Source organism: Arthrobacter phoenicis (assembly GCF_047238215.1).
Lineage (GTDB): Bacteria > Actinomycetota > Actinomycetes > Actinomycetales > Micrococcaceae > Arthrobacter.
On the sequence record NZ_JBDFMK010000001.1, the window covers coordinates 115,433 to 137,908 of the forward strand.

General features: G+C 65.2%; 25 protein-coding genes and 1 riboswitch. Of the genes, 5 read left to right on the forward strand and 20 right to left on the reverse strand.

The features are described from left to right. Positions 1–298 precede the first annotated feature (298 nt). Entirely contained in the window at positions 299–775 is a 477-nt protein-coding gene (locus ABC337_RS00525) for a hypothetical protein (protein WP_412893198.1), read from the forward strand. Positions 776–818: 43 nt separating this feature from the next. Here the strand turns inward: ABC337_RS00525 and ABC337_RS00530 are convergent, their stop codons facing one another. The 3 genes from ABC337_RS00530 to ABC337_RS00540 all read right to left on the reverse strand — a co-directional run bounded on the left by ABC337_RS00530 (position 819) and on the right by ABC337_RS00540 (position 3,288). Then, positions 819–1,121, reverse strand: coding sequence for a putative quinol monooxygenase (locus ABC337_RS00530; protein ID WP_364137653.1), 303 nt, complete (start codon positions 1,119–1,121; stop codon positions 819–821). 341 nt (positions 1,122–1,462) lie between these two features. Continuing rightward, a complete protein-coding gene (locus ABC337_RS00535) occupies positions 1,463–1,972 on the reverse strand; it encodes a matrixin family metalloprotease (protein WP_412882793.1) in 510 nt (169 codons plus the stop codon). Between the two features lie 1,040 nt (positions 1,973–3,012). After that, the gene (locus ABC337_RS00540) at positions 3,013–3,288 is read right to left on the reverse strand and encodes a hypothetical protein (RefSeq protein ID WP_412893199.1); all 276 of its coding nucleotides are present in this window, start codon (positions 3,286–3,288) and stop codon (positions 3,013–3,015) included. A 528-nt stretch (positions 3,289–3,816) separates the two neighbouring features. Here ABC337_RS00540 and ABC337_RS00545 point away from each other — a divergent pair. The 3 genes from ABC337_RS00545 to ABC337_RS00555 all read left to right on the forward strand — a co-directional run bounded on the left by ABC337_RS00545 (position 3,817) and on the right by ABC337_RS00555 (position 5,590). Further along, positions 3,817–4,236 carry an SMI1/KNR4 family protein gene (locus tag ABC337_RS00545; protein WP_412882791.1) on the forward strand — a complete coding sequence of 140 codons (420 nt, stop codon included), beginning with the start codon at positions 3,817–3,819 and terminating at the stop codon, positions 4,234–4,236. A 196-nt stretch (positions 4,237–4,432) separates the two neighbouring features. Continuing rightward, on the forward strand, positions 4,433–4,933 hold the full coding sequence (locus tag ABC337_RS00550; protein ID WP_412893200.1) for a DUF2199 domain-containing protein: 501 nt from the start codon (positions 4,433–4,435) through the stop codon (positions 4,931–4,933). 132 nt (positions 4,934–5,065) lie between these two features. Next, entirely contained in the window at positions 5,066–5,590 is a 525-nt protein-coding gene (locus ABC337_RS00555) for a DUF2199 domain-containing protein (RefSeq protein WP_412893300.1), read from the forward strand. Between the two features lie 109 nt (positions 5,591–5,699). Here the strand turns inward: ABC337_RS00555 and ABC337_RS00560 are convergent, their stop codons facing one another. From ABC337_RS00560 to def, 16 genes are all read right to left on the reverse strand, one after another. Next, the gene (locus ABC337_RS00560; RefSeq protein ID WP_412882788.1) at positions 5,700–6,074 is read right to left on the reverse strand and encodes a VOC family protein; all 375 of its coding nucleotides are present in this window, start codon (positions 6,072–6,074) and stop codon (positions 5,700–5,702) included. Between the two features lie 41 nt (positions 6,075–6,115). Continuing rightward, entirely contained in the window at positions 6,116–6,856 is a 741-nt protein-coding gene (locus ABC337_RS00565; RefSeq protein WP_412882787.1) for a helix-turn-helix transcriptional regulator, read from the reverse strand. A 273-nt stretch (positions 6,857–7,129) separates the two neighbouring features. After that, the gene (locus ABC337_RS00570; protein WP_412882786.1) at positions 7,130–7,636 is read right to left on the reverse strand and encodes a hypothetical protein; all 507 of its coding nucleotides are present in this window, start codon (positions 7,634–7,636) and stop codon (positions 7,130–7,132) included. Between the two features lie 632 nt (positions 7,637–8,268). Continuing rightward, positions 8,269–8,511, reverse strand: coding sequence for a hypothetical protein (locus ABC337_RS00575; RefSeq protein WP_412882785.1), 243 nt, complete (start codon positions 8,509–8,511; stop codon positions 8,269–8,271). A 1,743-nt stretch (positions 8,512–10,254) separates the two neighbouring features. Next, complete coding sequence (gene hisF / locus ABC337_RS00580; RefSeq protein WP_412882784.1) at positions 10,255–11,031, reverse strand: imidazole glycerol phosphate synthase subunit HisF; 777 nt, start codon at positions 11,029–11,031, stop codon at positions 10,255–10,257. A gap of 63 nt (positions 11,032–11,094) precedes the next feature. Continuing rightward, positions 11,095–11,937: an ATP phosphoribosyltransferase gene (gene hisG, locus ABC337_RS00585; RefSeq protein WP_412882783.1), complete on the reverse strand. Its 843-nt coding sequence runs from the start codon at positions 11,935–11,937 to the stop codon at positions 11,095–11,097. 102 nt (positions 11,938–12,039) lie between these two features. Then, complete coding sequence (locus ABC337_RS00590; RefSeq protein WP_290258065.1) at positions 12,040–12,303, reverse strand: phosphoribosyl-ATP diphosphatase; 264 nt, start codon at positions 12,301–12,303, stop codon at positions 12,040–12,042. An 81-nt stretch (positions 12,304–12,384) separates the two neighbouring features. Further along, positions 12,385–12,867, reverse strand: coding sequence for a 6,7-dimethyl-8-ribityllumazine synthase (gene ribH, locus ABC337_RS00595; protein WP_412882782.1), 483 nt, complete (start codon positions 12,865–12,867; stop codon positions 12,385–12,387). A gap of 54 nt (positions 12,868–12,921) precedes the next feature. Continuing rightward, positions 12,922–13,629: a GTP cyclohydrolase II gene (gene ribA, locus ABC337_RS00600; RefSeq protein WP_412882781.1), complete on the reverse strand. Its 708-nt coding sequence runs from the start codon at positions 13,627–13,629 to the stop codon at positions 12,922–12,924. Between the two features lie 22 nt (positions 13,630–13,651). Then, complete coding sequence (gene ribB, locus ABC337_RS00605; RefSeq protein WP_412882780.1) at positions 13,652–14,347, reverse strand: 3,4-dihydroxy-2-butanone-4-phosphate synthase; 696 nt, start codon at positions 14,345–14,347, stop codon at positions 13,652–13,654. Further along, positions 14,344–14,982 carry a riboflavin synthase gene (locus tag ABC337_RS00610; RefSeq protein WP_412882779.1) on the reverse strand — a complete coding sequence of 213 codons (639 nt, stop codon included), beginning with the start codon at positions 14,980–14,982 and terminating at the stop codon, positions 14,344–14,346. Before ABC337_RS00610 ends, ribB begins: the two co-directional genes overlap by 4 nt. After that, positions 14,982–16,124 carry a bifunctional diaminohydroxyphosphoribosylaminopyrimidine deaminase/5-amino-6-(5-phosphoribosylamino)uracil reductase RibD gene (ribD, locus tag ABC337_RS00615; RefSeq protein WP_412882778.1) on the reverse strand — a complete coding sequence of 381 codons (1,143 nt, stop codon included), beginning with the start codon at positions 16,122–16,124 and terminating at the stop codon, positions 14,982–14,984. The genes ABC337_RS00610 and ribD overlap by 1 nt, the downstream gene beginning before the upstream one ends. 155 nt (positions 16,125–16,279) lie before the next feature. After that, positions 16,280–16,430, reverse strand: a riboswitch (FMN riboswitch). Positions 16,431–16,520: 90 nt separating this feature from the next. Then, a complete protein-coding gene (rpe, locus tag ABC337_RS00620; protein ID WP_412882777.1) occupies positions 16,521–17,177 on the reverse strand; it encodes a ribulose-phosphate 3-epimerase in 657 nt (218 codons plus the stop codon). Between the two features lie 48 nt (positions 17,178–17,225). Then, positions 17,226–18,842, reverse strand: a complete 1,617-nt coding sequence (locus tag ABC337_RS00625) for an RsmB/NOP family class I SAM-dependent RNA methyltransferase (RefSeq protein WP_412882776.1) — start codon at positions 18,840–18,842, stop codon at positions 17,226–17,228. Continuing rightward, the gene (fmt, locus tag ABC337_RS00630; protein ID WP_412882775.1) at positions 18,839–19,759 is read right to left on the reverse strand and encodes a methionyl-tRNA formyltransferase; all 921 of its coding nucleotides are present in this window, start codon (positions 19,757–19,759) and stop codon (positions 18,839–18,841) included. The genes ABC337_RS00625 and fmt overlap by 4 nt, the downstream gene beginning before the upstream one ends. Continuing rightward, positions 19,756–20,331: a peptide deformylase gene (gene def, locus ABC337_RS00635; protein ID WP_412882774.1), complete on the reverse strand. Its 576-nt coding sequence runs from the start codon at positions 20,329–20,331 to the stop codon at positions 19,756–19,758. The genes fmt and def overlap by 4 nt, the downstream gene beginning before the upstream one ends. A 146-nt stretch (positions 20,332–20,477) precedes the next feature. On the opposite strand from def, the gene ABC337_RS00640 reads away from it, so the two are divergent. Beyond that, entirely contained in the window at positions 20,478–21,980 is a 1,503-nt protein-coding gene (locus ABC337_RS00640; protein WP_412882773.1) for an HNH endonuclease, read from the forward strand. A gap of 166 nt (positions 21,981–22,146) precedes the next feature. On the opposite strand, the gene ABC337_RS00645 is transcribed toward ABC337_RS00640, so the two are convergent. Continuing rightward, positions 22,147–22,389, reverse strand: coding sequence for a hypothetical protein (locus ABC337_RS00645; protein WP_412882772.1), 243 nt, complete (start codon positions 22,387–22,389; stop codon positions 22,147–22,149). Between the last annotated feature and the right edge of the window lie 87 nt (positions 22,390–22,476).

Here is a 22,476-nt window from a genome sequence, read left to right on the forward strand (position 1 = left end):
AAGTCGCTACGGCCGCCAGCGGTATCGGGCCCGGATTCGGAACGGGCGCTTCGCGACTTTCACCGCGGCCAGACCCTGGGCAATTCACATTTTGTCGGCCTGGATAATACGGGCCACCGCCGATAATCCCGGGCCGCAGCGGGTCGTAACCGCGGAAGTATCCGCCGCCCTAATCCAACGGCGTTACGGCGCACTGACTGTTTATGCGATTTTGGTGAAGGCGCCAGCCACATGCCGGCGGAATCCCATTCGCCTCACCGTAAGGTTGTGCCCAATGGACCAGGAAAGGGCGCATGTTGTGAAAGCGGACGAAGTGACTGTGGGGTGTTATCCGCGCGACGACGTCTCCTGGGCGAAAGATGGCAGGGTCCGGGAAGGTAGCGCCACGATTTTGGTCCGCCAGGCTGACGGGACCCTGGAGCCTTCAGGAGAAGTCGTCTTGGGCGAACTGCGCATCCTGCATCCTGATGTGAAGGTGGGTGGCGAGTTTGTCATCGAGCTACGCGCCCGTTTCGACTCGGAGACATTCCACCGTCGGGTGACCTTCGTCGCCAGTGGTGACGAGGCCCGTGACGTCTTCATATCGGCGGTCGGGCCCGGCGGGCATGCTGAGCCGAAGGCCGGCCCATTTAAGCGGAGGCGGTACTCGGGCTTCGAGTTTGGAGTGATGGTCATGGGCGCAACAACCGAGAAGGGTACCCGGATCGGAGACGTCTTGGGCCCGCTCATCGAGCATGGACCCAACGATGGCGTCGGGGCCGCCGCTTCTGCCTAGCAGCGGCAAGAGCCGTTGTTGGCGCCGACGCTGCTGTCGTGGCTCAGTCACGGAGCGGTGACCCGACAACCTCGAATCGGAACCCTCCAAATGCGCCGGACAGTAGCGGGCGTGCGAGGGCGATAGACGCCTGAACCTCCGGCAATGTGAGGGACGACCGATGCGCCTCCTCGTTTTCCCACAGCTCCACGACAAACACGGTGTCCGGGTCATCCTCGTTGACTCCCACCTCGTAGGCAAGGCAGCCGACCTGCCGAAGGGTCTCGCTGCGCCGCGTCAAATGACGCACCAGTTCGTTGCGCTTACCAGAGACTGTGCCAAGCGTTCCCACATTCGCAAATGTCATGGCCCCACAGTAGTAGGACAGTGCACGATTCACGGCGCATGTCTTCGGAGGATGATTCACCCCGCTCCACCTTGCGTCCCACCGGCTCCGAAATCCCCGCCGTTGGCCGATCGCTAGACGTGCCCTTAGGGTGTCGGGTCCGGCCTGTTGTCCGATGAATGTGCGCGCTCTCGAAGATAGGCGAGGTACGAAGAGCCGTCCGGCTGCGTCACACCGAGAGGCTCACAGTAAGAAGCTCCAGCCTCACTCGCGGGCTCGAGGATCTTGTCTTGGAATTTCGCCCACGTACCCTTCCACTCCAGGCCCTCCACAACCTCACTAAGTCCAGCAGCAACAGCCGGTTAGAGACCTGGTGAGCAGGTGCCGCGGCCGAGGGCTGCTAAGCCTGTGAGGTCCCCATCGGCGTAGGTGGGCCGTTGGTAGCTTGATTCGGGGTACATCAACTGGGTCGGGTCATTGACGTGGTCCAAGCCGACAAGGTGAGCGAGTTCGTGTGCGATGACTGACGGTGTAAGTGCGGGGCCTTCGACGGCGGACGCTTCGGCAAGAGCTTGGGTGTTGAGGACGACTTGACCCGTGACGTATACGTAGCGATCTCTAGAGCTGGGTAAGACGGCGCCGCTGCCGGCATAGCCGAGCGCCTCCGTGAATCGCTCACCGCTTTGCTCACGCGAGAGCCTAGGTGACTCCTCAGAGTTGGACCATGCGAGTAGAACGGGCGCCCAGCGGTCGCCGTAGCTGTCCGGCTGGTATATGGGCCGCTGCTCTGAAGGGGCTTCGAGAGTTTCGCCGTCGTTGATGAATTGAAGTCCAGTGATGCGCGAGAGATCGTCGAACCCTTGGTTAATCATCTCCTGGCCGCCTGCCGGGGAGTTCGCTGCCCTCGTGACGTAGTGGATGGGTCGGCAAGGGTCGTAAGTGACAATGTCCTGTTTCAGTTCAGGAATGCCGAGGAATGCATAGGAGTCACTTCTCGTTGGGACCGGTGCCGGGGTTCCGAGTGGCGTGGGCTGGGATTCCCTTCCGGGTGTGGGTGCGGTCCTGTAACGGCTATTTGGCTTGGCTGAAGCGGTCGTTGTCGGCACTGCTGCTTCGCTGACGGGAGCAGTAGCAGATGGTGCTTCGGGCGTCGGAGCCGGACCTACTGGCAATGCTAAAACTTGGCCCTCCGGGCGACGGGCCGCTGGCCACCCACCAGACAAGTCCCCTGCCTGGTAGGCCTGCAGGGCGATGACCAACCCGGCCGCGGTAAGTGCCCAGACAAGCCGGGCGTCGAATCGTTTCTTCAAGGGGTGAGGTCGACTGGATTGCTGACCAAGCTCCGCGCTTGGTTCTTCACGTATCTCACCGTAGGCAGGGCGCGGCCGGGCAGGTGTAGCCGCAGGCACAACCTCTGCCGGCGTCGTCTCGTGAACTTCCTCTGAAGGCACCCGGCGCGTTGATGGTGGCCTTCCCGGGCCTTCGCTAGCCCTCACTGCACGGTCAAAGCAAGTACGGTGACGGTACCTTCGTCCGCTCTGTCGTCACAGATTGTGCGCTCCATCGCATATGAAGAGCAGCCGGATCCCATTTTCGTTGGTCTCATATTTCCCCCGTTTATTGACCGCTTTGGGCGGCATATCTGTAGTGAACAATACCTGAAGCGAAAGCGGAAGTTCTCGCGGCGAAGCCCGCAAAGGTCGTTACGAATTGTGCCCTGTTAAGACGAGAGAATGCCTTCGCCGCCGTCGTCCTTCCGGCCCAGATGCCTGTCCACCGAACTAAGAGCGTCACCGTCACTCCGACGATGATCGCCGCCACAATTAATGCCGACACCAACAGCGCTTTAACGTGGCAGCCCGTGCAAGAGTCAGTCTGCGCGTTGCCGAGAACGTGAGCAAGGTTCGGTGCATCACGACACCGAGAAGTCCTTAAGCATTTCCGGCCACACGAGAATGTAGTGATCACCTTCTGTCGGCCTGTACGCCGCTCGTACTTCTTCCCATCTTGGGTGAGACCCAAGGGACGACAACGCGTCCCCGAACGCTTCGAGGGGCTCGTCGGTGTGGACGAAGATGTTCATCTCGCCTGCACCGAAGTCATGCCCATCCACGAAGCCATGGGCAGCGGGGAGCGCACCCTCCAGCGCGTCCTCCATGGCGATGAGGGCGTCGTAGTCTGCCTCCAAGTCGGCTGGCCACTGCAGAACGAGAATATATTGCACAACTGCCCACCAAGGTTATGGAGGTGGCCGAAGACTCAGGGTCACCTGCTTCTGAATGTAGAACAACGGCTCTCTCCGGGTCCGCCGGGCCGAGTCGCCTGGAGCGATCACTGAAGGCCGAGCCTACCTAGCTTTGTGCACGGGTCAAGACGCGGGGAGTAGATCATGTTGCACTTAGGGTCGCGGTCATGTCGTGGCCTAGCTGCTGTCCGTCAAGCAAATGCCTCACCTCTTCTAAAAAGTTCTTAGAGTGCGCGCGAAGGGCGTCCTTATTTGCACGGTCTTTGGCGGCTGGTGACTCGACAATGATTTCCATCGTGAAAGAGCGGCAGGACATCATCGGGGATGATTTGAGTCATCACCTCCGCGCTGTGAGATTCAGTTTAAAGTCGTTCTTGGTTGGCGGAATTCCGCATGCCCGGGGTGACCGGGTAGGCGAACACCTTCTCGCGTTTGACCGCTTTCGGCTTCCGCATCCGTCAAGATGGTGCCATGATCGCGAACGAAATCCGGCGCTGGGGCAACGCCACGTTCAACGCCCCACCGTCGCCGGGGGCTCTGAGCGCGTGCGAAGCCCGACTGGGGCACCGACTCCCCCATCACCTTCGCCAGCTCCTGGAAGAGACCAATGGCATCCAGGGTGACTACGGTCTGGGTCTGCTGTGGAGCGCCGAACGGATCGCAGAAGATAACGACCGCTTCAGGAACAGCGCCGAATTCCTCCAGCTCTATATGCCATTCCATGGACTGGTCTTCTTCGCCGACGCCGGCAACGGCGACCAGTTCGCCCTATCGTTGAGCGGCAATCACGAGGTCTACGTCTGGAATCACGAGGATGACAGCCGGCGATGGGTCTCGAGCTCTGTACTCCAGTATCTCGAGGACTGGATGACCGGGGCGCTCACGGTCTAAACACCTCTACCTCCGGCAAACGACGCGGAGCTCCGTTTCCGACAGATCGAGTTGTCTGCCGGCGATCTCCAACATGGTGCCCAGTGCGTCCGGGTGGGCTTCTTGGCTCGAACGGAACTTCTGGCCCGGACAGGCTAACAAGCTAGTCCTGAGTTCCGAGTACACTCGCCGTGGAGTACAGGAATTGGGGGGATCAATGGTTTTCGGCAAAAAGAGCTCGTGCCAGGTATGCGGGCAGAGTCTGGCGGCACACGACAGGGACGTTCGATTCAGGCTACCGGAGCCTGTCCTGAGCAGTCCTGAGCAACATCGGGCTGAGGGCAGCTGGCTGAGCGACGCAGAGCCGGCCAAAGCAACGCTGATGCAAATCCCGAACCTTAGCCCGTTTGTCCGCGCGTTGCTGCCGATTAAGCTGCAGGGCGGCCACGAGTTCCGGTTCGGGGTATGGATTGCCATTCACCCCAACGACCTTCAGAGGGCCTGCAAAGTCTGGAACGCTCCTGAATACAGTGACCTTCGACTTACTGGCTATCTAGCCAACCGGATCCAGCCATGGGGCCTCTACAAGGTCCCCGTGAATCTCGCCGTTTTAAACCCGGACCACACACCCTACTGTGTAAGCAGCCCTAACGACGAGCTGAACGACGTGCTTGAAAGAGAATGGCCGCATGACATCCTGACTTCCCTGCCGGCCTGACTCCTCATCCAGCCTTTCAGGTCTGGCCTATCTCGTCCTGGTTGAGGATCCTCCAACGAACCCGAGGAACGGGCCTGCTTCGTAGGTAGGCTTCGAGGAGCTAAAAGTGATCACGAAATATTGGGGGAAGAATTGAGTAGCCGGAGCGGCAACGAATGGCACTGTGGGACGTGCGGAGAGCAGCATCAAGGGCTCGCTACGGTTTTCGGAGCCCAAGCTCCGGACGTTTGGCTGCAGGCCAGCGCAAACGAACGGAAAGCGGGCGAATTGAGCGGCGACATGTGCGTGCTTGAAGTCGGAGGAGAACGGCATTATTTCCTTAGGGGACACATTGAGATCCCTCTCATTGATTCCCCCGGTGACGTCTTCAGCTGGTCTGCTTGGGTCTCCCTGAGTGAGGAAAGCATCCAGATGATTGCTGACCACTGGGATGATCCTGCGCGAGCCTCCATGCTCCCGGTGGTCGGCTGGCTATGCAACGAGTTGCCCTACGAGACGCCTACGACCTCAATCGCGACGCACGTGCACAATAGGGTGCCAGGAGTGGTTCCCTACATTGAGCTCGACCCGTCCGTCGACCACCCTCTGGTCAGAGAACAAGCTTCCGGAATCTCGTTGCATCGGCTGGCCGAAATCAACAAAGCGGTACTGGGCTAGGTCTCACGCCGGTAAGCCAGCGAGGAGCTCACCCAAATCAGCAACGCAGTCAATGAACTTACAGCACGCACCAACCCGACAGTTGACCGGTAAGGGGATCCTTTAAAGGTCAATTGGCGGGGCGCGAGAACAGGTTGACAAGGTTGCCATCAGGATCGCGGAACAGCGTCGACCTGTTGCCCCACGGCATGGTGGTCGGCTCGAGCACGATGCTCTCCAGCGACTCGCGAAGTCGAGCAAAATCAGCGTCCACGTCCGGGACGAGGAACTCGATGACGAGGCTGTCATTGCTAGCCGGCTTCGGAGCCTGGTCGCCAAGCATACTCACGGTCGCTGTGCCCCCGATCGCGACAACACACGTGCCGGTGCGGATCTCTGAGAAAACGGGAGCCGGCCTTAGAGCGGTCGTGCCCGTGACTATCTCATAGAAACGGGTGAGCCGCTCTACGTCGTGGGTGATAATGCGGATTGATGCGAATTCCATGGGTTCTCCAGTCTGTAGGGTCTTGCCTTAACCCGTCCAGCCTAAAGTGATGTCCCGACACCGTAGTGTCGGTGTTTAGCAATTTCTCCGCCGGGGGTGATCTCGCGGAGAACCCCATGGACAATGCCGAGGTCCTCTGGTTTCAGTGGGCGTTGCGGCGGCTTTTCGCCGGTCGGTTCAGCCATGCTGATGCGATCGCCACGGAACGCACGAACGCCGTCTCGGAGGCGGCACCAGGCAACCAGGTACCAGTCGCGGCCCTTCCCGACGTAGCCCATCGGTTCGACTTCGCGTGAAGTAGTGACGGTGTTGCGGTCGACGTAGGCGATGCGAAGAACCTGCCCGGATCGAAGCGCCGTTGCGAATTGGTCAGGCACCACTGCCCTGGTCTCCTCGTCCAGGAGATGGATGCGCGCAGCAAGTCCCGCAGTCTCACTAAGATTTCGATCTTCCATGACTGCAGCGACTTTCCGCTGCGCGGAACTCGCGGCGTCTCCGAACGGAGACGCCGCCAGCATCCCGAGCGCGATCGTCACCGCGAGAGCTTCGTCAACGGTGAACCCGAGCGGCGCCAGGGTATGCGCCCTATCAAGGCAGTAGCCACCGGAACGCCCGGGTTCCGCCCAAATAGGGACGCCACCTTGTTGCAGCGCCGACAAGTCCCGCTCCATGGTGCGTGTGCTGACGCCAAATTTCTCGGCAAGCCAACGGGCACTCCTGGGGCGTGGTGCCACGGCACGCAACTCCTCAACGAGGGCATAGAGCCGGTCCGTGCGAGTCACGTCTCGATCCTACAATCCCCACGACGCTGAAACTCCGTTGCAGCGTCCGTACGCCGGTCCCCTAGCCAGCAGCCAGAGTGAATTCCTCGCTCGACGTCGTCGCGTGCCTCTGTTCGCTCGTTTACCCGCACGGTGAAGGTGCCCTAACCGCTACGCTGCCGGCTGTCTCATAACTCTAGGGTTTTGAGGCACCGAGGTTATGAGACAGCTCGGTCAGCCCTGACAGCCGGTTCCGGAGTCCGCAAGAAGATCCTCCGTCGTGCAAAGTGACCTTCAAAGGCCAGCGGCGTCGGACTCCGAGAGCTTGAGCTCGCAGTACCGTCCGGTTGGCTGCCCATCGATGCTGAACTCAAAACGAAGCGTCCGGGCCTCCGCGGGTGGAGCCGGGGTGTAGATCCAATGGGCTTCCCATTCCGTGCCACCGCCCGCTACCTGGCCTCCTGACCACTGGTATTCGGTCCCGAGATCATCCGACACGACGGTGGTCAGCCGCTCAAAGACAGCGACACCAGGCATCGCCGGAGCGTTCTCGGTTGCATCCGCTCCCGCAGCCTTGCGCCGTTCCGCCCACTCATAGCGGTCCCGTTCAAACAGGACGTCCCGAGACATCGTCTCTTCACCGCGCACACCACTGAGAAACAAGTGGATACCGATCCTTCGTGCATTGGGACCACCGACGTCGCCCGGCGTGTCTTCCAACTGGGCTCCGGCAAAGCGCACGTCGACACCATCGCTCGTTCCGATGACGAGATCAGCAGGAGCATGTGTGAGTACCTTCATGCAGTCACCCTAACTGCGCTCAGGCGTCTAATCACGACGGCCAACCTCCGAAGTTCTGCGTCCGACGAGCTCATCTGCTCGAGATGTCCCGGTGAGGGATCGCTTACCGGGCACTTTGTTGGGTACCTATGAGCCGGGATTTTTCGAAGCACAGAGATTCGGCTGTGGTTGAGTAGCCCTATGAATGACTATTCGACTGGAGGCGCAGCCTGGTTCGCCATCGCGTTGATCAACGCTGGGTTGGCTGAACAGAAATACCGAAGCAGGATCGCATGGTTTCTTATTTCCGTCTTCGTCGGCCTTTGCCACCCTGTTCATCGTGGTGCTTCCGCCACCGCAGCCGGTCCCGAAAGTCAATGGTGGGCAAGCACACCGGCAATGATTCAGACCCTATAAGTGAAAGTCCCGGCAGCGCACTCCGCCGAAGGGAACCAGGACTGCCCGTGCCTCTGGATGCTGCGGTGCCCGCTTGGGGATCCGCGTGTGGGCGCGCGACGGTGCACAAACCAGCCATCAGCCCGTCCGTTGGGGGGGATCCCTCACTGGGACACCTCAAGTCATCCGGCGCCTAGGAGTCACCTAAAGCCGGAGCAGTCCCCAGTGCGCAAAGGGCTGCATCATTTGACCGTTATCTAGAACCAAAGTCGGAGACGGAAGCGAAATCTATCTCCGAGAACTTTTTCGAGTTCATCTCGGAGGCGAACCCCTTCCAGGTCAAAGTGTTTGCGGCGTTGTTCACTCCCAAACATCCCTGTCTCTTCATTGGCATGTTCGTTGAAGAATTTTGCCCAGGCCTCAAGATCTTCGTACAGAGCCTCTGGAAGTTCACTCTTCCAATCAGGCACATCTTCTAGCGCCCAAAATATGGTGGACATCGGCCAGGTGTACCCGTAATCGACGTCGACAAGGATCTCGGGTCGAGGATCTTGCGAAGGCGTAGCCACAATACGACTCTATCCTCGGCGGCCGTGGCTGTTCGACGGGTATGAGGTTAGATTTTTCGGTTGGTTTCGGAGAATATGACCGTCAGATCGAGCCGTATGGGCCGGACATGAAAATCGGCGTTGTGTAGCAAAGCCTTCCGCCGCCCTAACTCCGCGGATATCCGCCCGCGGGATACCCTCCACGGCCTGTCCCGTCGCCCAGACCAGCAGATCATCCCACAGACCTCCGGTACCCACGTGATTGATTCGATCCTGCCACTGGCCTTGGTGAAAGAATCAGAGCTTGCCCGTTAGCCGATCCCCTTCCGGACAGTAAGAAGGCCCCTGGAACAGTTCAACGATTACTCTCCGGGGGACCGCCGCTTTTCTTTGAGTCCTGCACGCAAGGTCGCGAAGATCAGGATGCCCATTGCCGTTGCGGTGAACCAAAGGCCCGTGGAACCCTGAACAGCGAGAACTACGGAGACGATCAGGACCGCTACTGCAACGACGAGTAGTCCCCATCGTCCGGCGGTCATCTTTTCCCCAGTTCTGCGGGCTTTTGGATCATGCCATTGTCGAACCATGCCAGCGGTATATGGGAGGGCGCCATGCCGCGAGCCTACCCCCTCGAGCATCCGCCGCAAGTCACAGCCGCAGGATGCTCCTCAAAGGGGAGCCCGTGAGCCGGTTGCATTCCGGAAGCCTTGGCGCCCGGAATGGGATCGGCTAACGGACGCGTCGATCACCCAGTAGATCGACCGTCGTCACTGCTTTGCTTCCTGCTTTCCCGCCACGCATTCATGAGAACAAGACCCAGCAGGAAGGCCGCACCCTGCCCCGCGATGCCGCCGAGCCCCTTGAGTTCCACGTTGGACCGCTCCCGGCTGAACGACCGACATACGAATTCAACGGGTTATCAGCATAATAACTATCGCCACTCCAATGAGGACAGCACCTAGCCCAACAACGACCATGTACCCAGGCTCTGGCCGCCCCATCAACTTGGTGCCCGCCTTGCCAAACGCTGATCGTTGAGAGTCTTCCATCAATTTGCTGAACGCTCTGCGCTTTACGATCAAGAGAACACCAATAACGACGGCGATTCCCGCAACGAGGCTTCCAATGAGTAGCTCCATGATTCCGGCATCCCATCCTAAAGATTGCGGCCAGCCTAGCCGTAAACCTCGGATATCTACACCTGTTCTTCACCGGAGGTGGAGTACAAACTTCACTGCTCGCTCCATCACGATCACAATCTCACACGAAAGACCGACATACCCTGCGATAGCTGTCTCGAACTGCTGAGCCGCCAAGTGTCCCCGTAAGACGGTCCCCTACTGCGACACCCGTCTCGGACGCGCTGCAATACAGGAGCGCGGTTTGAGGTGTCCCGTATGCCCCGCCCACAAAATTGCCCGGTGAAGGTGCCATAAACGCTACACACCGCGGCGTCTCAAAGCCCTTGGGATACGAGGCGCCTCATTCGCCTCTCAGGTGACCACGCCGAAATGCGGCGGTCCCCAAGCGCCAGCGATTCTCATAACTATGTCTCGAAACCATGCGGAGAAATCGGAGTATCCGACGTTAGTTATGAGACACGCTCAGCGGGGCCTGGAGGCGGACGCAATCGGCGCGACCCCCTAGAACGGAAGTCTGCGGGACTCCCCGGACCCCACGCAGGAGCGGTCCGACCTAACGGACCTCGAACCCTGCCTCGCGGATTGCAGTCTTGACCTGGGCGATCATGTCCAGCGGGCCGAAGTGGAAGACGGAGGCTGCCAGCACGGCGTCGGCCCCGGCGGCCACGGCCGGCGGGAAGTGTTCGGGCCGCCCGGCGCCGCCGGAGGCGATCAGCGGGACCTTGACGGCGGCGCGGGCCAGCCGGATCAGTTCAAGGTCGAAGCCGTCCTTGGTGCCGTCGGCGTCGATCGAGTTGAGCAGGATCTCCCCCACTCCCCTGTCCGCAGCTTCCCGCGCCCACTCGAGCGCGTCGATGCCGGTACCCTGGCGGCCGCCGTGGGTGGTGACCTCGAAGCCGGAGGGCGTGGGCTTGGACCCCGGCCGGGTGCGGCGTGCATCCACCGAGAGCACCAGCACCTGCGAGCCGAAGTGCCGGGTGATCTCGTCGATCACGTCCGGCCGGGCCACGGCGGCGGTGTTGATCGCGGCCTTGTCCGCGCCGAAGCGCAGCAGCTTGTCCACCTCGGCCACGCCGCGGACCCCGCCGCCGACGGTCAGCGGGATGAAGACTTCCTCGGCGGTGCGCCGGACGACGTCGAACGTGGTCTCCCGGTTGCCCGAGGACGCGGTGACATCGAGGAACGTCAGCTCGTCAGCGCCGCCGTTGTCGTAGCGGTGCGCCAGCTCCACCGGGTCTCCGGCGTCGCGCAGGCCCTCGAAGTTGATGCCCTTGACCACACGGCCGGCGTCGACGTCCAGGCACGGGATGACGCGTACAGCGACTGACATTTCTGCTCCTGACCTGGGCCCACGGCTGGCGGGCTGCGGAAAAGTTGGTGTGACGGCGGGCGGCTAGATCCGGCAGGCGTGGATGCTGCTGACCAGGATCGCGCGGGCGCCGAGGTCGTAGAGCTCGTCCATGATCCGGTTGGTGTCCTTCTTCGGCACCATCGAACGCACGGCAACCCAGTCGGAGTCACGCAGCGGCGACACCGTGGGCGATTCCAGGCCCGGGGTGAGGGCGGCGGCCTGCTCCACGAGCTCGTTGCGGATGTCGTAATCCATCAGCACGTACTGGCGGGCCACGAGCACGCCCTGGAGCCGGCGGATGAGGATCTCGACGGCGGGGTTCTGCTCGCCCTTGCGACCGATCAGCACCGACTCGGACTTCAGGATCGGGTCGCCGAAGATTTCCATGCCGGCGGCCTTAAGCGTGGTGCCGGTCTCAACGACGTCGGCGATCGCGTCGGCCACACCCAGGCGGACCGAGGATTCAACCGCGCCGTCAAGCCGGACCACCTTGGCGTTGATGCCGCGCTCGGACAGGTATCCGCGGAGCAGCCCGTCGTAGCTGGTGGCCAGCCGCTTGTCCTCGAGCTGGTCGATGGAGCTGAAGTCGCCCACCGGGCCGGCAAAGCGGAACGTACTAGCCGCAAAACCGAGCGGCAGCAGCTCTTCGGCGTCGACCTCGGCGTCCAGCAGCAGGTCGCGGCCGGTGATGCCGACGTCGAGCGTTCCCTGCCCGACGTAGACGGCGATGTCGCGCGGGCGGAGGAAGAAGAATTCGATGTCGTTGTCCGGGTCGACCATGACCAGTTCGCGGCTGTCGCGGCGCTGGCGGTAGCCGGCCTCGGCGAGCATGGCGGAGGCGGCTTCGGACAGGGATCCCTTGTTCGGGACGGCAACTCTCAGCATGGGAGGTTTCTTTCTGGGTGGATCGTCATGGGGTAACAGGCACTGCGGGCCACGGACTGCTCCGCGTCCGCCGGCGTGGGCCGGGGACGCGGAACCTCGTGGCTAGAGATGCTTGTAGACGTCTTCCAGGGTCAGTCCCTTGGCGAGCATCAGGACCTGCAGGTGGTACAGCAGCTGGGAGATCTCCTCGGCTGCGGCCTCGTCGGATTCGTACTCGGCGGCCATCCAGACTTCGGCGGCTTCCTCCACGACCTTCTTGCCGATGCCGTGGACGCCGGACTCAAGTTCGGCGACGGTGCGGGAGCCTGCCGGGCGGCTGGCGGCCTTCTCACTCAGTTCTGCGAACAGCGACTCGAAATTCTTCACACCCTCCAGCCTACTTGCTCGGGACGTAGCCCCGCCTGCCGGGTCTCCTGATGACTCCCCTGATGTGAGGGATTCCACAGCCTAGCTGTACTGCTTGAGCGTGACGGCGGAGGCGACGGCGGCGGTGAACGCCTCGTGGCCCTTGTCCTCGTTCGAGCCGGGCAGGCCGGCCCGGTCGATGCCCTGCTGCTCCGTGTCGCAGGTGAGCACGCCGAAGCCCACCGGAGTGCCGGTGCGGACGCTGACCTCGGTCAGGCCCATGGTGGCCGCCTCGCAGACGTATTCGAAGTGCGGGGTGCCGCCGCGGATGACGACGCCGAGGGCGACGACGGCGTCAAAGTGCGGTGCCAGCCGGGCGGCGGCGACGGGCAGCTCGAAGGTGCCGGGCACGCGCAGGACGGTGGGCTCTGCGATGCCGGCGTCCTTGGCTGCGCGCAGGGCGCCGTCGAGCAGACCGTCCATGATGGTGGTGTGCCAACTGGCGGCGACGATGGCCACCTTGAGGTTGCCGGTTTCCGCGGACTGGGTGGTCAGGTCGATCGTGGGGGCGCCGTGGCCGCTCATGGGGTGTCCTTGCTGTTGGTTCTGTGGGAAAAGTGGGTGGGGATTCCGTGCGGCCTAGCCGGCCTGGACACCGGATTCGACGCCGGCGGCCCCGGCTCCCGGGTCCAGCGCGGTCGGCTGCATGTCGAGGACCAGGCGGTGGTCCATCCGGTCCTTCTTGGTCTGCAGGTACCGCAGGTTCTGCTCGCGGGAGGGCACCTCGGTGGGCACCATTTCGACCACGTGCACGCCGGCCTGGGCCAGCCGGTCCTGCTTGTCAGGGTTGTTGCTGAGCAGCCGGACCTCGTTCAGGCCCATCTCCGCCAGGATCTGGGCCGCGGCCTGGTAGGAGCGGGCGTCCACGGGCAGACCCAGCTGCTCGTTGGCCTCGACCGTGTCGAAGCCGGCTTCCTGCAGCGCGTAGGCCCGGATCTTGTTCGCGAGGCCGATGCCGCGGCCTTCCTGGCCGCGCAGGTAGAGCAGGGTGCCGCCGTGCTCGTGGATCAGTTCCAGGGCGTAGGCCAGCTGCTCGCCGCAGTCGCAGCGGTAGGAGCCGAACACGTCGCCGGTGAGGCACTCCGAGTGCAGCCGGACCAGGGGCGCCTTGCCGTCGGTGGCGGGCAGCGGGGAGCTCACCGCCAGGTGCTCGGCGCCGGTTTCCAGGTCCGTCCAGGCCTGGGCCACGAATTCGCCGAAGGCGGTGGGAAGCTGCACGATCGGGCCGCCGCTGACCGGGTGCGGCTGCTGCGCCGGGGTGGCCGGCTGCGCTGGGGAAGTCGTCATTGTTTCTCCTCTGTCCAAGGTCCTAGGCGGAGGCCGCCGCGTGGCTACCGGTGTTCCCGGCCTCAAGGTACGCCACCAGGTCGGCGATCGAGATCAGCGGGCAGCCGTGCTCCAGCGCGAAGCTGCGAAGTCCGTCCAGCCGCATCATCTCTCCGTCGTCGTGCACTACTTCTGCGATCACACCAACGGGTTCGACGCCGGCCAGCCGGCACAGCTCGACGGCTGCTTCGGTGTGGCCGGGCCTCTCCCGCACACCCCCCTTAACGGCGCGGAGCGGGAAAACATGCCCGGGCCGGGTCAAGGAGCTGGGTTCGCTGGTGGGATCGGCCAGAATTCGGGCCGTGAGGGCCCGATCCGTGGCGGAAATTCCGGTGCTGACACCGATCGCGGCATCGCAGGAGACGGTGTAGGCGGTGCCCTTGGCGTCCTCGTTGATGGTGACCATCGGGGGCAGGGCAAGGGAGTCGGCGCGGTCGTCCTCCAGCGGCACGCAGATCACGCCGGAGCTGTGCCGGATGGTCCAGCCCATCAGCGCCGGGGTGGCGTGCGCGGCGGCGAAGATGATGTCGCCCTCGTTTTCGCGGTCCTCGTTGTCGACCACCAGGACCGGACGGCCTTCCGCCATGGCGCGGACGGCGTCCTCGACCGGGTCCAGCACCCGGACACCCGCGCCGGCGGCGCGAACGGCGTCGTCCTGGCGGTTCTGCAGCGTGCTCATGATGCGTCCTCTCCGGTGATCCGGGCGGGTGCGAAGGCCAGGAGCCGTTCGGTGTACTTGGCCAGAACGTCCACCTCCAGGTTCACCGGGGCGCCGACCTCTTTGGCGCCCAGCCCGGTTTCGGCCAGTGTGGTGGGGATCAGTCCCACCTCGAACCACGGCTCGGATGCCGGGGCGGGGCTGACCGCGGTGACGGTGAGGGAGACGCCGTCGACGGCGATGGAACCCTTCTCGGCGATGTAGCGGGCCAGCGGCGCGGGCACACCGAAGCGCAGCCGGTCCCAGTTGCCCAGTGCCTCGCGCTCCACGAGGTGTCCGACGCCGTCGACGTGGCCCTGGACGACGTGCCCGTCCAGCCGGCCACCCGCCGGGAGGCAGCGTTCCAGGTTGACCTGGTCCCCCGCGGCGAGGCTGCCAATGGTGCTCCGGACCAGGGTCTCGCCCATGACGTCGACGCTGAAGTCGGTCTCGTCGATGTCCGTGGCGGTCAGGCAGACGCCGTTGACGGCGATGGAGCCGCCGTGGGCCAGGCCTTCGGTGCTGGTGGGTGCGTGCAGCCGGAGGGTGGCGCTGGTGTCACCGTCACGGGAGACCGAGAGCACCTTTCCCTGTTCGGCGATGATTCCGGTGAACATCAGTTGCCTCCTGGGGCAGTGACCGCGGCATGGCGCGGGGTGGTCTCGGATGAAGAAGGGGTGGCTGTTTCTTTGGCGGCGTTGCCGGTGCGGGGCCGCAGGTGCAGCCGCAGGTCGCGGCCGAGCCGCTGCACGGAGCCGCCCGTGGCCTCGTCCCAGTACCAGTGCTGGGCGTCGGCGAGGGTGCCGATGCCGAGGTCCTCGAGGGCGGCCGTGCCGGAGCCCAGCAGGGTGGGCGCCAAATAGAGGATCAGCTCGTCTACCAGGCCGGCTGACAGGAACGCGCTGAGGATCCTGGAACCGCCTTCCACCATCAGGTGCCGGACGCCGGCGTCGAACAGCTGTTCCAGCGCCTCGGCCGGCTCGCGGGTGGGCAGGTGCAGCACCTTGCCGTCGTCGCCGTGCACGGCGGCGTCCTCCGGGATCCCCCGCAGCCCCATCACGGCGCGCAGCGGCTGCTTGTCCGCGTTCCGGCCGTCGGGAGTGCGGGCCGTCAGCCGCGGGTTGTCCACCAGGACGGTCTGCGTGCCCACCAGGATCGCGTCGATCCGGCCGCGCAGGGCGTGGTTGTCCTCAAGCGACTCGGGGCTGGAGATCCACTGGCTGGTGCCGTCCGCGGCGGCGATCCTGCTGTCGAGGGTCTGCGCGATGTGCAGGGTGACGAACGGCCGCTGGGCGGCGACGGCGTCGAACCACCGCCGGTTGAGCTCCAGCGACGTCTCCTCTGCCAGGCCGGAACGTACGGTGACCCCGGCGGCGCGCAGGGTGGCCGCTCCCCCGGCGGCGGGATCATGCGGGTCGTCCACGGCGTACACGACGTTGGCGATGCCGGCGTCGATGATGGCCCGGGCACAGGGGCCGGTGCGGCCCACGTGGTTGCAGGGTTCGAGCGTGACCACCATGGTGGTGCCGGTGAGATCGAACCCGGCCAGCTTCGCCTGCTCGATCGCGTCGGCCTCGGCGTGCGGGGTGCCGGCGCCGCGGTGGTAGCCGGTGACCAGCGGGGAACCGTCGGGGGCGATGATGACGGCTCCCACCAGCGGATTTGCGCCGCGGGGGCCGAGGGCGGCCGCGGCGAGGGCGGCATCCATGGCAGCGGATTCTGCTGCGCTGAAGTCAGGTGTGGTGGGGTGAACGCTCATCGGCCGCCCGCCCGATCCCGGAGGACCGCGGTGCGGTTGAAGAGCCATCGCAGGGGGTTCATGTGTCTGTCTATACCTTTCCTCTGAACCGCGATGGCTCCGGGGGTATACGACAGCGCAGTGCCGCGGCGCGAAGGGGCGCCGCAGTAACAGCTGTACGTGCTTCTCTCATCCAGACTTTAACTGTCGGTACCGGAATTCCACCGGTTCAACCGTCCGCCGTTGCCCTCCTGCTGGAAGGCGCCGGCTCGCGGGTCGCGGACTGTCACCGCCGGTTCGGACTTACACCGACCCCGGAGCACGTATGTGTGTAGCTATTCTGACACAACCGCGACTGACGGCAGGGTATTCCGGGCCCACGGCCGTCACCGGACGCAACAGGCGCCGGGCCCGGTGTCAGCGCTTTCCGGCCTCGCGGAGCCGCTCGATCGCCTCGGCCGGATCGTCGGCCCCGTAGACCGCGGAACCGGCGACGAAGACGTCCGCCCCGGCCTCGGCGGCGCGCCATATGGTGTCCTCGGTGATGCCGCCGTCGACCTGCAGCAACACGTCCAGGCCGGACGCGTCGATGGCCGCGCGGGCCCGGCGGATCTTGGGCAGGGTCAGTTCCAGGAACTCCTGGCCGCCGAAGCCGGGCTCCACGGTCATGATCAGGATCATGTCCAGTTCGCCGAGCATGTCGAAGAACGGCTCGACGCCGCTTCCCGGGCGCAGCGCCAGCCCGGCCTTCGCTCCCCTGGCCCGCAGTTCGCGCGCAAGCTTCACGGGGGCGATCGACGCCTCGGCGTGGAAGGTCACGGAGGCGACGCCGGCGTCTGCGTAGGCGGGCGCCCAGCGGTCCGCGTGCTCGATCATCAGGTGGGCGTCCAGCGGGATCGGGCTGATCTCCTGCAGCCGCTGCACCACGGGCAGGCCCAGGGAGAGGTTGGGCACGAAGTGGTTATCCATCACGTCCACATGCACCGCATCCGCGGTCCGGATCTTCGCCAGCTCCGTCTGCAGGTTCGCAAAGTCGGCCGAGAGGATGCTGGGGTTGATGCAGGTGTGCGTCATGAAAGTCCTTTGCTGTGGTGCCGGTGTGGTGCCAGTATGACCGCTGGATCAGGCCTTTTTGTGGATGAGCGCCAAGAACATTGCATCCGTCCGGTGCAGGTGCGGCCAGAGCTGGGCGGTCGACTCATGGCCGGCCTCCAGGTGCCCGGTGAGGCTAACGGCGTCCAGGGCGGCACCGGCGTCGAGCAGTTCCAGGTCCTCGCGCTTGCGCAGGGCGTCGCTGACGACGGCGGTGGTCTCGGCCGGGTGCGGCGAGCAGGTCACGTACGCGACGACGCCGCCGGGCTTGACCGCGTCGAGTGCGGACTTGAGCAGCTCCCGCTGCAGCGGGCCGAGGTCCGCGAGGTCCTTGGGAGTGCGGCGCCAGCGTGATTCCGGACGGCGGCGCAGGGCGCCGAGGCCGGTGCAGGGCACGTCGACGAGGACGCGGTCGAACTGTCCGGTCATCTCGGTTCCCACCTCGCGGCCGTCGCCGGTGCGGACCTGCCAGGACTCGCGCGGGACTGCGTTGAGGGCCTGGCTGACCAACTTGGCGCGGTGCGGGGCAGGTTCATTGGCCAGCAGCGTGGCACCGTGCTGCCGGGCGAGGGCGCCGAGGAGGGCCGCCTTGCCGCCGGGTCCGGCGCAGAGGTCAAGCCAGCGTTCGCCGTCGTCGTTCCTGTCGTCGCCGTGGCCTGCCTCTCCGAGGTCCACCGCGGCGAGGGCGCGGGCCACGAGCTGGGAGCCGACGTCCTGGACGCGGGTGCTGCCGTCGCGGACGGAGGCGAGCCGGCCCAGGTCGCCGCCGCTGGAGAGCGCTGAGCCCTCCACCAGCTCACCGGGCGTGGCGCCGTTCTCGAGTGCCTCGTCGAGGCTGCCCAAGCCGGGCAGGGCCACCAGGTTGACCACCGGGGCGTCGTTGTCCGCCTCCAGCAGGCTGTTGATCTCGGAGACCGGCCGGCCGTGCGCCACCAAGGACTGGCGGAAGGCCCGGACGATCCATTCCGGGTGGGCATAGCGGATGGCGGCGCCCTTGGTCTCGTCCGCTTCGCCGGCGAGCAGGAGCTCGAGCCACTCGTGGAGGGTGTGGGCGGAGACCTTACGCAGCACGGCGTTGATCAGGCCGGAGGGGCCGGCACCGATGACGGCGCGGGCCAGGCCGACGGTCTCATCCAGGGCGGCGTGCGCCGGGACACGCATGGCCAGCAGCTGGTGTGTGCCGATCCGCAGGGCATCGAGGATCGCCGGGTCCAGCTGGTCCAGCGGCCGGTCCACGCAGCGGGCCAGGATGGCGTCATAGGTGCCCTGGCCGCGGAGGGCGCCGTAGCTGAGTTCGGTGGCGAAGCCGGCGTCGCGCTTGTCCAGGCCGTGGTGGCGGATCCGGGCCGGGAGCACCAGGTTGGCGTAGGCGTCTTCGGCGGCGACGGCGCGGAGCACCTCGAACGCCACCAGCCGGGCCGGGTCGGCGCGGCGGGTGCGCTGGGCCGGAGCGTTCTCGGTGAAGTTGCGCTTGGGTCCCCGGTTGCGTTCGCGGCCCTGCGCGTCGCGGCGCACGCCGGCGCGGGAGCTGTCGGCCCCTACGCCGCCCTTACCGCGCTGGCTGCCGGAGTTGCCTTGGCCGCGCTGGTTGCCCGCGCCGCCTCCGCTGCGGCCGCGGCCGTTTCCGTTCGATCCGGACTCGCTCATTCGAAGACCACGCTTTCCAGTGTTGCCTGCCCGCGCGCCCAGTCGGCGGCGGCCATCATTTTCTTGCCTGCGGGCTGTACCCGGGTCAATTCCACCGGGTGCGAGCCGGTTCCCACCAGGACGGCCTTGCCATCCAACGCCAGGTGTCCCGGCGGAAGCGCCGTTGCCTGGGGCCGGAGCCGGACGGGTTCAAGTTTGATCCGCTGGCCGTCCAGCATGGTCCACGCCCCAGGTTCCGGGGTGACGCCGCGGGAGCGTCGGCTGATTGCCAGCGCCGGAAGCTGCCAGTCCAGGCGGCCGTCCTCGAGGGTGAGCTTCGGGGCGAGGGTGACGTCGCCCTGCTGCGGGACCGCGGCGGCCTTGCCGGCGTCGACCGCGGAGAGTGTTTGGGCCAGCAGCACGGCGCCGCTGTGGGAAAGGCGTTCCAGCAGGTCCCCCGCGGTGTCCTCGGGTCCGACGGCCTCGGTGAGGGTGCCGTAGACGGGGCCGGTATCCAGGCCTTCCTCGAGCCGGAAGGTGACTGCGCCGGTCACGTCGTCGCCCGCGATCAGGGCGCGTTGGACCGGGGCGGCACCACGCCAGGCCGGCAGCAGCGAGAAGTGCAGGTTGATCCAGCCGTGGGCGGGGACGTCGAGCGCGGCCCGCGGGATCAGGCCGCCGTAGGCGACGATCGCGGCGACGTCCGGGGCGGCCGCAGCAATCCTGGCCGTCACGTCTGCGTCGACCCTGGCCGCGTGGATGATCTCGATCCCGAGCTCGGCTGCCCGCGCCGCCACCGGCGACGGGGTTAGGATGCGCTTGCGCCCCAGCGGCGCGTCGGGGCGCGTCAGGACTGCGACGACGTCGAACCCGGCCGCGACCAGTGCGTCCAGCGAGGGGACGGCTACGGCGGGAGTGCCGGCGAAGAGGACCTTCACTGGGCGGAACCGAAGGAGGCGCCGGCGCCGAAGCTGGAGCCGACGGTCTTGGCGCGCTTCGACGTCGTCTTTTCGGTGATGGAGTCGTAGTTGGCGTTGCGGATGGCGCGCAGGGCAGTCTTCCGGTCTTCGCCCTCCAGACGGTCGGTGAAGAGGATGCCGTCCAGGTGGTCCGTCTCGTGCTGGAAGACGCGGGCAAGCATGCCTTCGCCTTCGAGTTCCACCGGGTTGCCGCGGACGTCGACGCCGGTGACCCGCGTGTGGCGGAAGCGGCGGACCGGGAAGCCCAGGCCGGGGATGGAGAGGCAGCCCTCCACCTCGTCGGGCTGGAAGTCCTCGCTGTTTTCGAGGACGGGGTTGATGATGTGACCTTCGACGCCGCGGATCCGGTAGGTGAAGACGCGCTGGCTGATGCCCACCTGCGGGGCGGCCAGGCCGGCGCCCTCGACGTCTTCCATGGTTTCGAGCATGTCCGCCACCAGCTTCTCCAGCTCGGGCCCGAACTCCGTCACGGGATCGGCAACTGTGCGCAGCACAGGGTCCCCGATGATGCGGATGTTCAAAATGGCCATGGGTGATCTGTCCTTCGAGCTGGGCGGTCAGGGATTCCATCCAGTTTAGTGCCAGATTCGGTGCCGAGGATTTTGGGGGGATGCTTCTCCCCCCGCAATGTCCATGGGCCGCCTAAAATGTCAGACCCCCGCAGGAGACTCGATACATGGAAGCCATCGGGGGTTTCATCGCGGAGATCGATTCCGGACCGACGTCGGTCGCCGGAGTGTATGCGGCCCTGTCCCTGATGCGGGAGGCCGGTCCCGCGGGGGCTAGGGATGCCTCCCTGCTCGATCTACAGGACGCGGCCGATCTGGCGGATGCAGCCGAGGAGCTTTCCCGCCTTACCGAATACTGGCAACTTGTGGCCGCGGCGGCGGTGAACCGGAGCCGGAAGCTGGCCGCGCCCGAAGCCCGCGCCGTTCCCGGCTGGACCACCGGCTGGCAGGAGTCGGCCACGCCCACAGTCTCAGCCACTGCGGCTGCAGCACCGACGGCGGCAACCGGGCGGTTGATGGACGACGAGCAAGCCGGCGCCACCGCGTCTTGCGCCGCCGACGACGGCTTCCGGAATACCGCGGAATTCCTCCGGGCCAGGCTGCACATCTCTCTCGCCGAGGCGCGGAGCAGGCTGCGGCTGGCCGAGGCAGTGCTGCCGCGGCAGGACCTCACGGGGAAACTCCTGCCGCCGGTCCGCGAGGAACTCGGAGCCGCGGTGGCAGCGGGCGACGTCTCCGCTCGGTCGGCCGGCGTCACCGTGGCGGCCCTGGAAAGGGCCAAACCCGTCTGCGACGCCCGGACGCTCGAACGCATGGAACACGCGCTCACCCGCAGCGCCGTCGAGCATGACCCCGATTTTCTTGTCCGGATCGCCCAGCGGTGGCTGAACGCGGTGGACCAGGACGGGAGCGAACCGTCGGAGGAACTGCTCCGGCAGTTGCAAGGCGCCTTCATCCGGAGGCGGAGGCACGGTCTGCACCACCTAGAGATTTTCGCCACGGATGAGCAGTGCGAACACCTCATCACCGTCATGAACACGGCGACGAACCCGCGGATCGGGAGCGACGACGGCGTGTCCCTGGACCTGCGTTCCGTTGCCCAGAAACGTCTCGATGGATTGGTAGGCGGCTGCAAGCTTGCCCTCGGTTCCGGCGGTCTGCCTGCTGCGGGTGGACTGCGGCCCCAGGTGATGGTGACGATCGACTATCGGGACCTGCGGGAACGGATCGAATCGAGCGAGGGCACGGCGTCGATGCTTTTCGCCGGACCGGTCACAGCATCCACGGTGCGGAAGATCGCGTGCGACGCGGACATCATTCCCGTGGTGCTCGGCGGTGAGGGCCGCGTCCTGGACATCGGCAGGGCGTCCCGGGTGTTCCCGCCGCATATCCGGAAGGCACTGGTTGCCCGGGATCAAGGGTGCGCCTTCCCCGGCTGCTCCATCCCGGCACCGTGGTGCGAGGCGCACCACATCGACTACTGGTCACGCGGCGGGGCCACCAGTACGGACAACGGAGTGCTGCTGTGCTCGCATCACCACCACGTGCTCCATAAGGAGCAGTGGGAGCTCCGTGTCCGCCTGGGGGTGCCGTGGTTCATCCCGCCGCCGCACGTTGACCCCGACCGAAGACCGCGCCGCAACGGATTCTTCCGTCCCGTTGCTGCCTAGCCGGTTCTTCCGTCCCGCTACCTCGGTGCTGCTACTTCCGTCCCGATACTTCCGTCCCATTGTCGCCGGCATCCCCGGCCACGCTGTCTTGGCCCGGGCGCGACCATAGGCATCCGGTAGGCATCCGGCCGGCGCGGCAGTGCTGTCGCACTCCGGGGAACCCTTGTCACGAACACATGTTCAGGAAACCGGTGGCTCCCGGCCGCGAACGGAAAGTCACTGTGTGTCCCGCGTCGTCCCGGAAGACCGCTGTGGAGCCACTGACCGTCATCGTGCCGGCCTGGTAAGGGTTGTCCCAGCCGCCGGGAGGGTTGCCATTGCCGTCGTCGAGGATCTTATCGGCGAGAAAGTACGTCCCGTCGACCAATGCCTCGCGGATACCGCAATGCGTGAAGAGGTTGAACGGCACGGCCACAGGAGTCTCAGACGCCGGCACGGCCGTAGTGGCTGGGGCGCCCGACCGGGATGCCGGCGTGGTCGCTGGTCCAGGAGCCTG

Excerpts from the sequence above, each read along its gene's own strand:
- hisG (WP_412882783.1), bottom strand. The coding sequence starts at position 11,937 with ATGCTGAGAGTTGCCGTCCCGAACAAGGGATCCCTGTCCGAAGCCGCC.
- ribD (WP_412882778.1), bottom strand. The coding sequence starts at position 16,124 with ATGAGCGTTCACCCCACCACACCTGACTTCAGCGCAGCAGAATCCGCT.
- ABC337_RS00560 (WP_412882788.1), bottom strand. The coding sequence starts at position 6,074 with ATGGAATTCGCATCAATCCGCATTATCACCCACGACGTAGAGCGGCTC.
- ABC337_RS00610 (WP_412882779.1), bottom strand. The coding sequence starts at position 14,982 with ATGTTCACCGGAATCATCGCCGAACAGGGAAAGGTGCTCTCGGTCTCC.
- ABC337_RS00575 (WP_412882785.1), bottom strand. The coding sequence starts at position 8,511 with ATGTCCACCATATTTTGGGCGCTAGAAGATGTGCCTGATTGGAAGAGT.
- ribA (WP_412882781.1), bottom strand. The coding sequence starts at position 13,629 with ATGACGACTTCCCCAGCGCAGCCGGCCACCCCGGCGCAGCAGCCGCAC.
- hisF (WP_412882784.1), bottom strand. The coding sequence starts at position 11,031 with ATGTCAGTCGCTGTACGCGTCATCCCGTGCCTGGACGTCGACGCCGGC.
- def (WP_412882774.1), bottom strand. The coding sequence starts at position 20,331 with ATGGCCATTTTGAACATCCGCATCATCGGGGACCCTGTGCTGCGCACA.
- ABC337_RS00535 (WP_412882793.1), bottom strand. The coding sequence starts at position 1,972 with ATGATTAACCAAGGGTTCGACGATCTCTCGCGCATCACTGGACTTCAA.
- ABC337_RS00550 (WP_412893200.1), top strand. The coding sequence starts at position 4,433 with ATGGTTTTCGGCAAAAAGAGCTCGTGCCAGGTATGCGGGCAGAGTCTG.
- ABC337_RS00640 (WP_412882773.1), top strand. The coding sequence starts at position 20,478 with ATGGAAGCCATCGGGGGTTTCATCGCGGAGATCGATTCCGGACCGACG.
- ABC337_RS00530 (WP_364137653.1), bottom strand. The coding sequence starts at position 1,121 with ATGACATTTGCGAATGTGGGAACGCTTGGCACAGTCTCTGGTAAGCGC.
- ribH (WP_412882782.1), bottom strand. The coding sequence starts at position 12,867 with ATGAGCGGCCACGGCGCCCCCACGATCGACCTGACCACCCAGTCCGCG.
- ABC337_RS00570 (WP_412882786.1), bottom strand. The coding sequence starts at position 7,636 with ATGAAGGTACTCACACATGCTCCTGCTGATCTCGTCATCGGAACGAGC.
- rpe (WP_412882777.1), bottom strand. The coding sequence starts at position 17,177 with ATGACGCACACCTGCATCAACCCCAGCATCCTCTCGGCCGACTTTGCG.
- ribB (WP_412882780.1), bottom strand. The coding sequence starts at position 14,347 with ATGAGCACGCTGCAGAACCGCCAGGACGACGCCGTTCGCGCCGCCGGC.
- ABC337_RS00625 (WP_412882776.1), bottom strand. The coding sequence starts at position 18,842 with ATGAGCGAGTCCGGATCGAACGGAAACGGCCGCGGCCGCAGCGGAGGC.
- ABC337_RS00545 (WP_412882791.1), top strand. The coding sequence starts at position 3,817 with ATGATCGCGAACGAAATCCGGCGCTGGGGCAACGCCACGTTCAACGCC.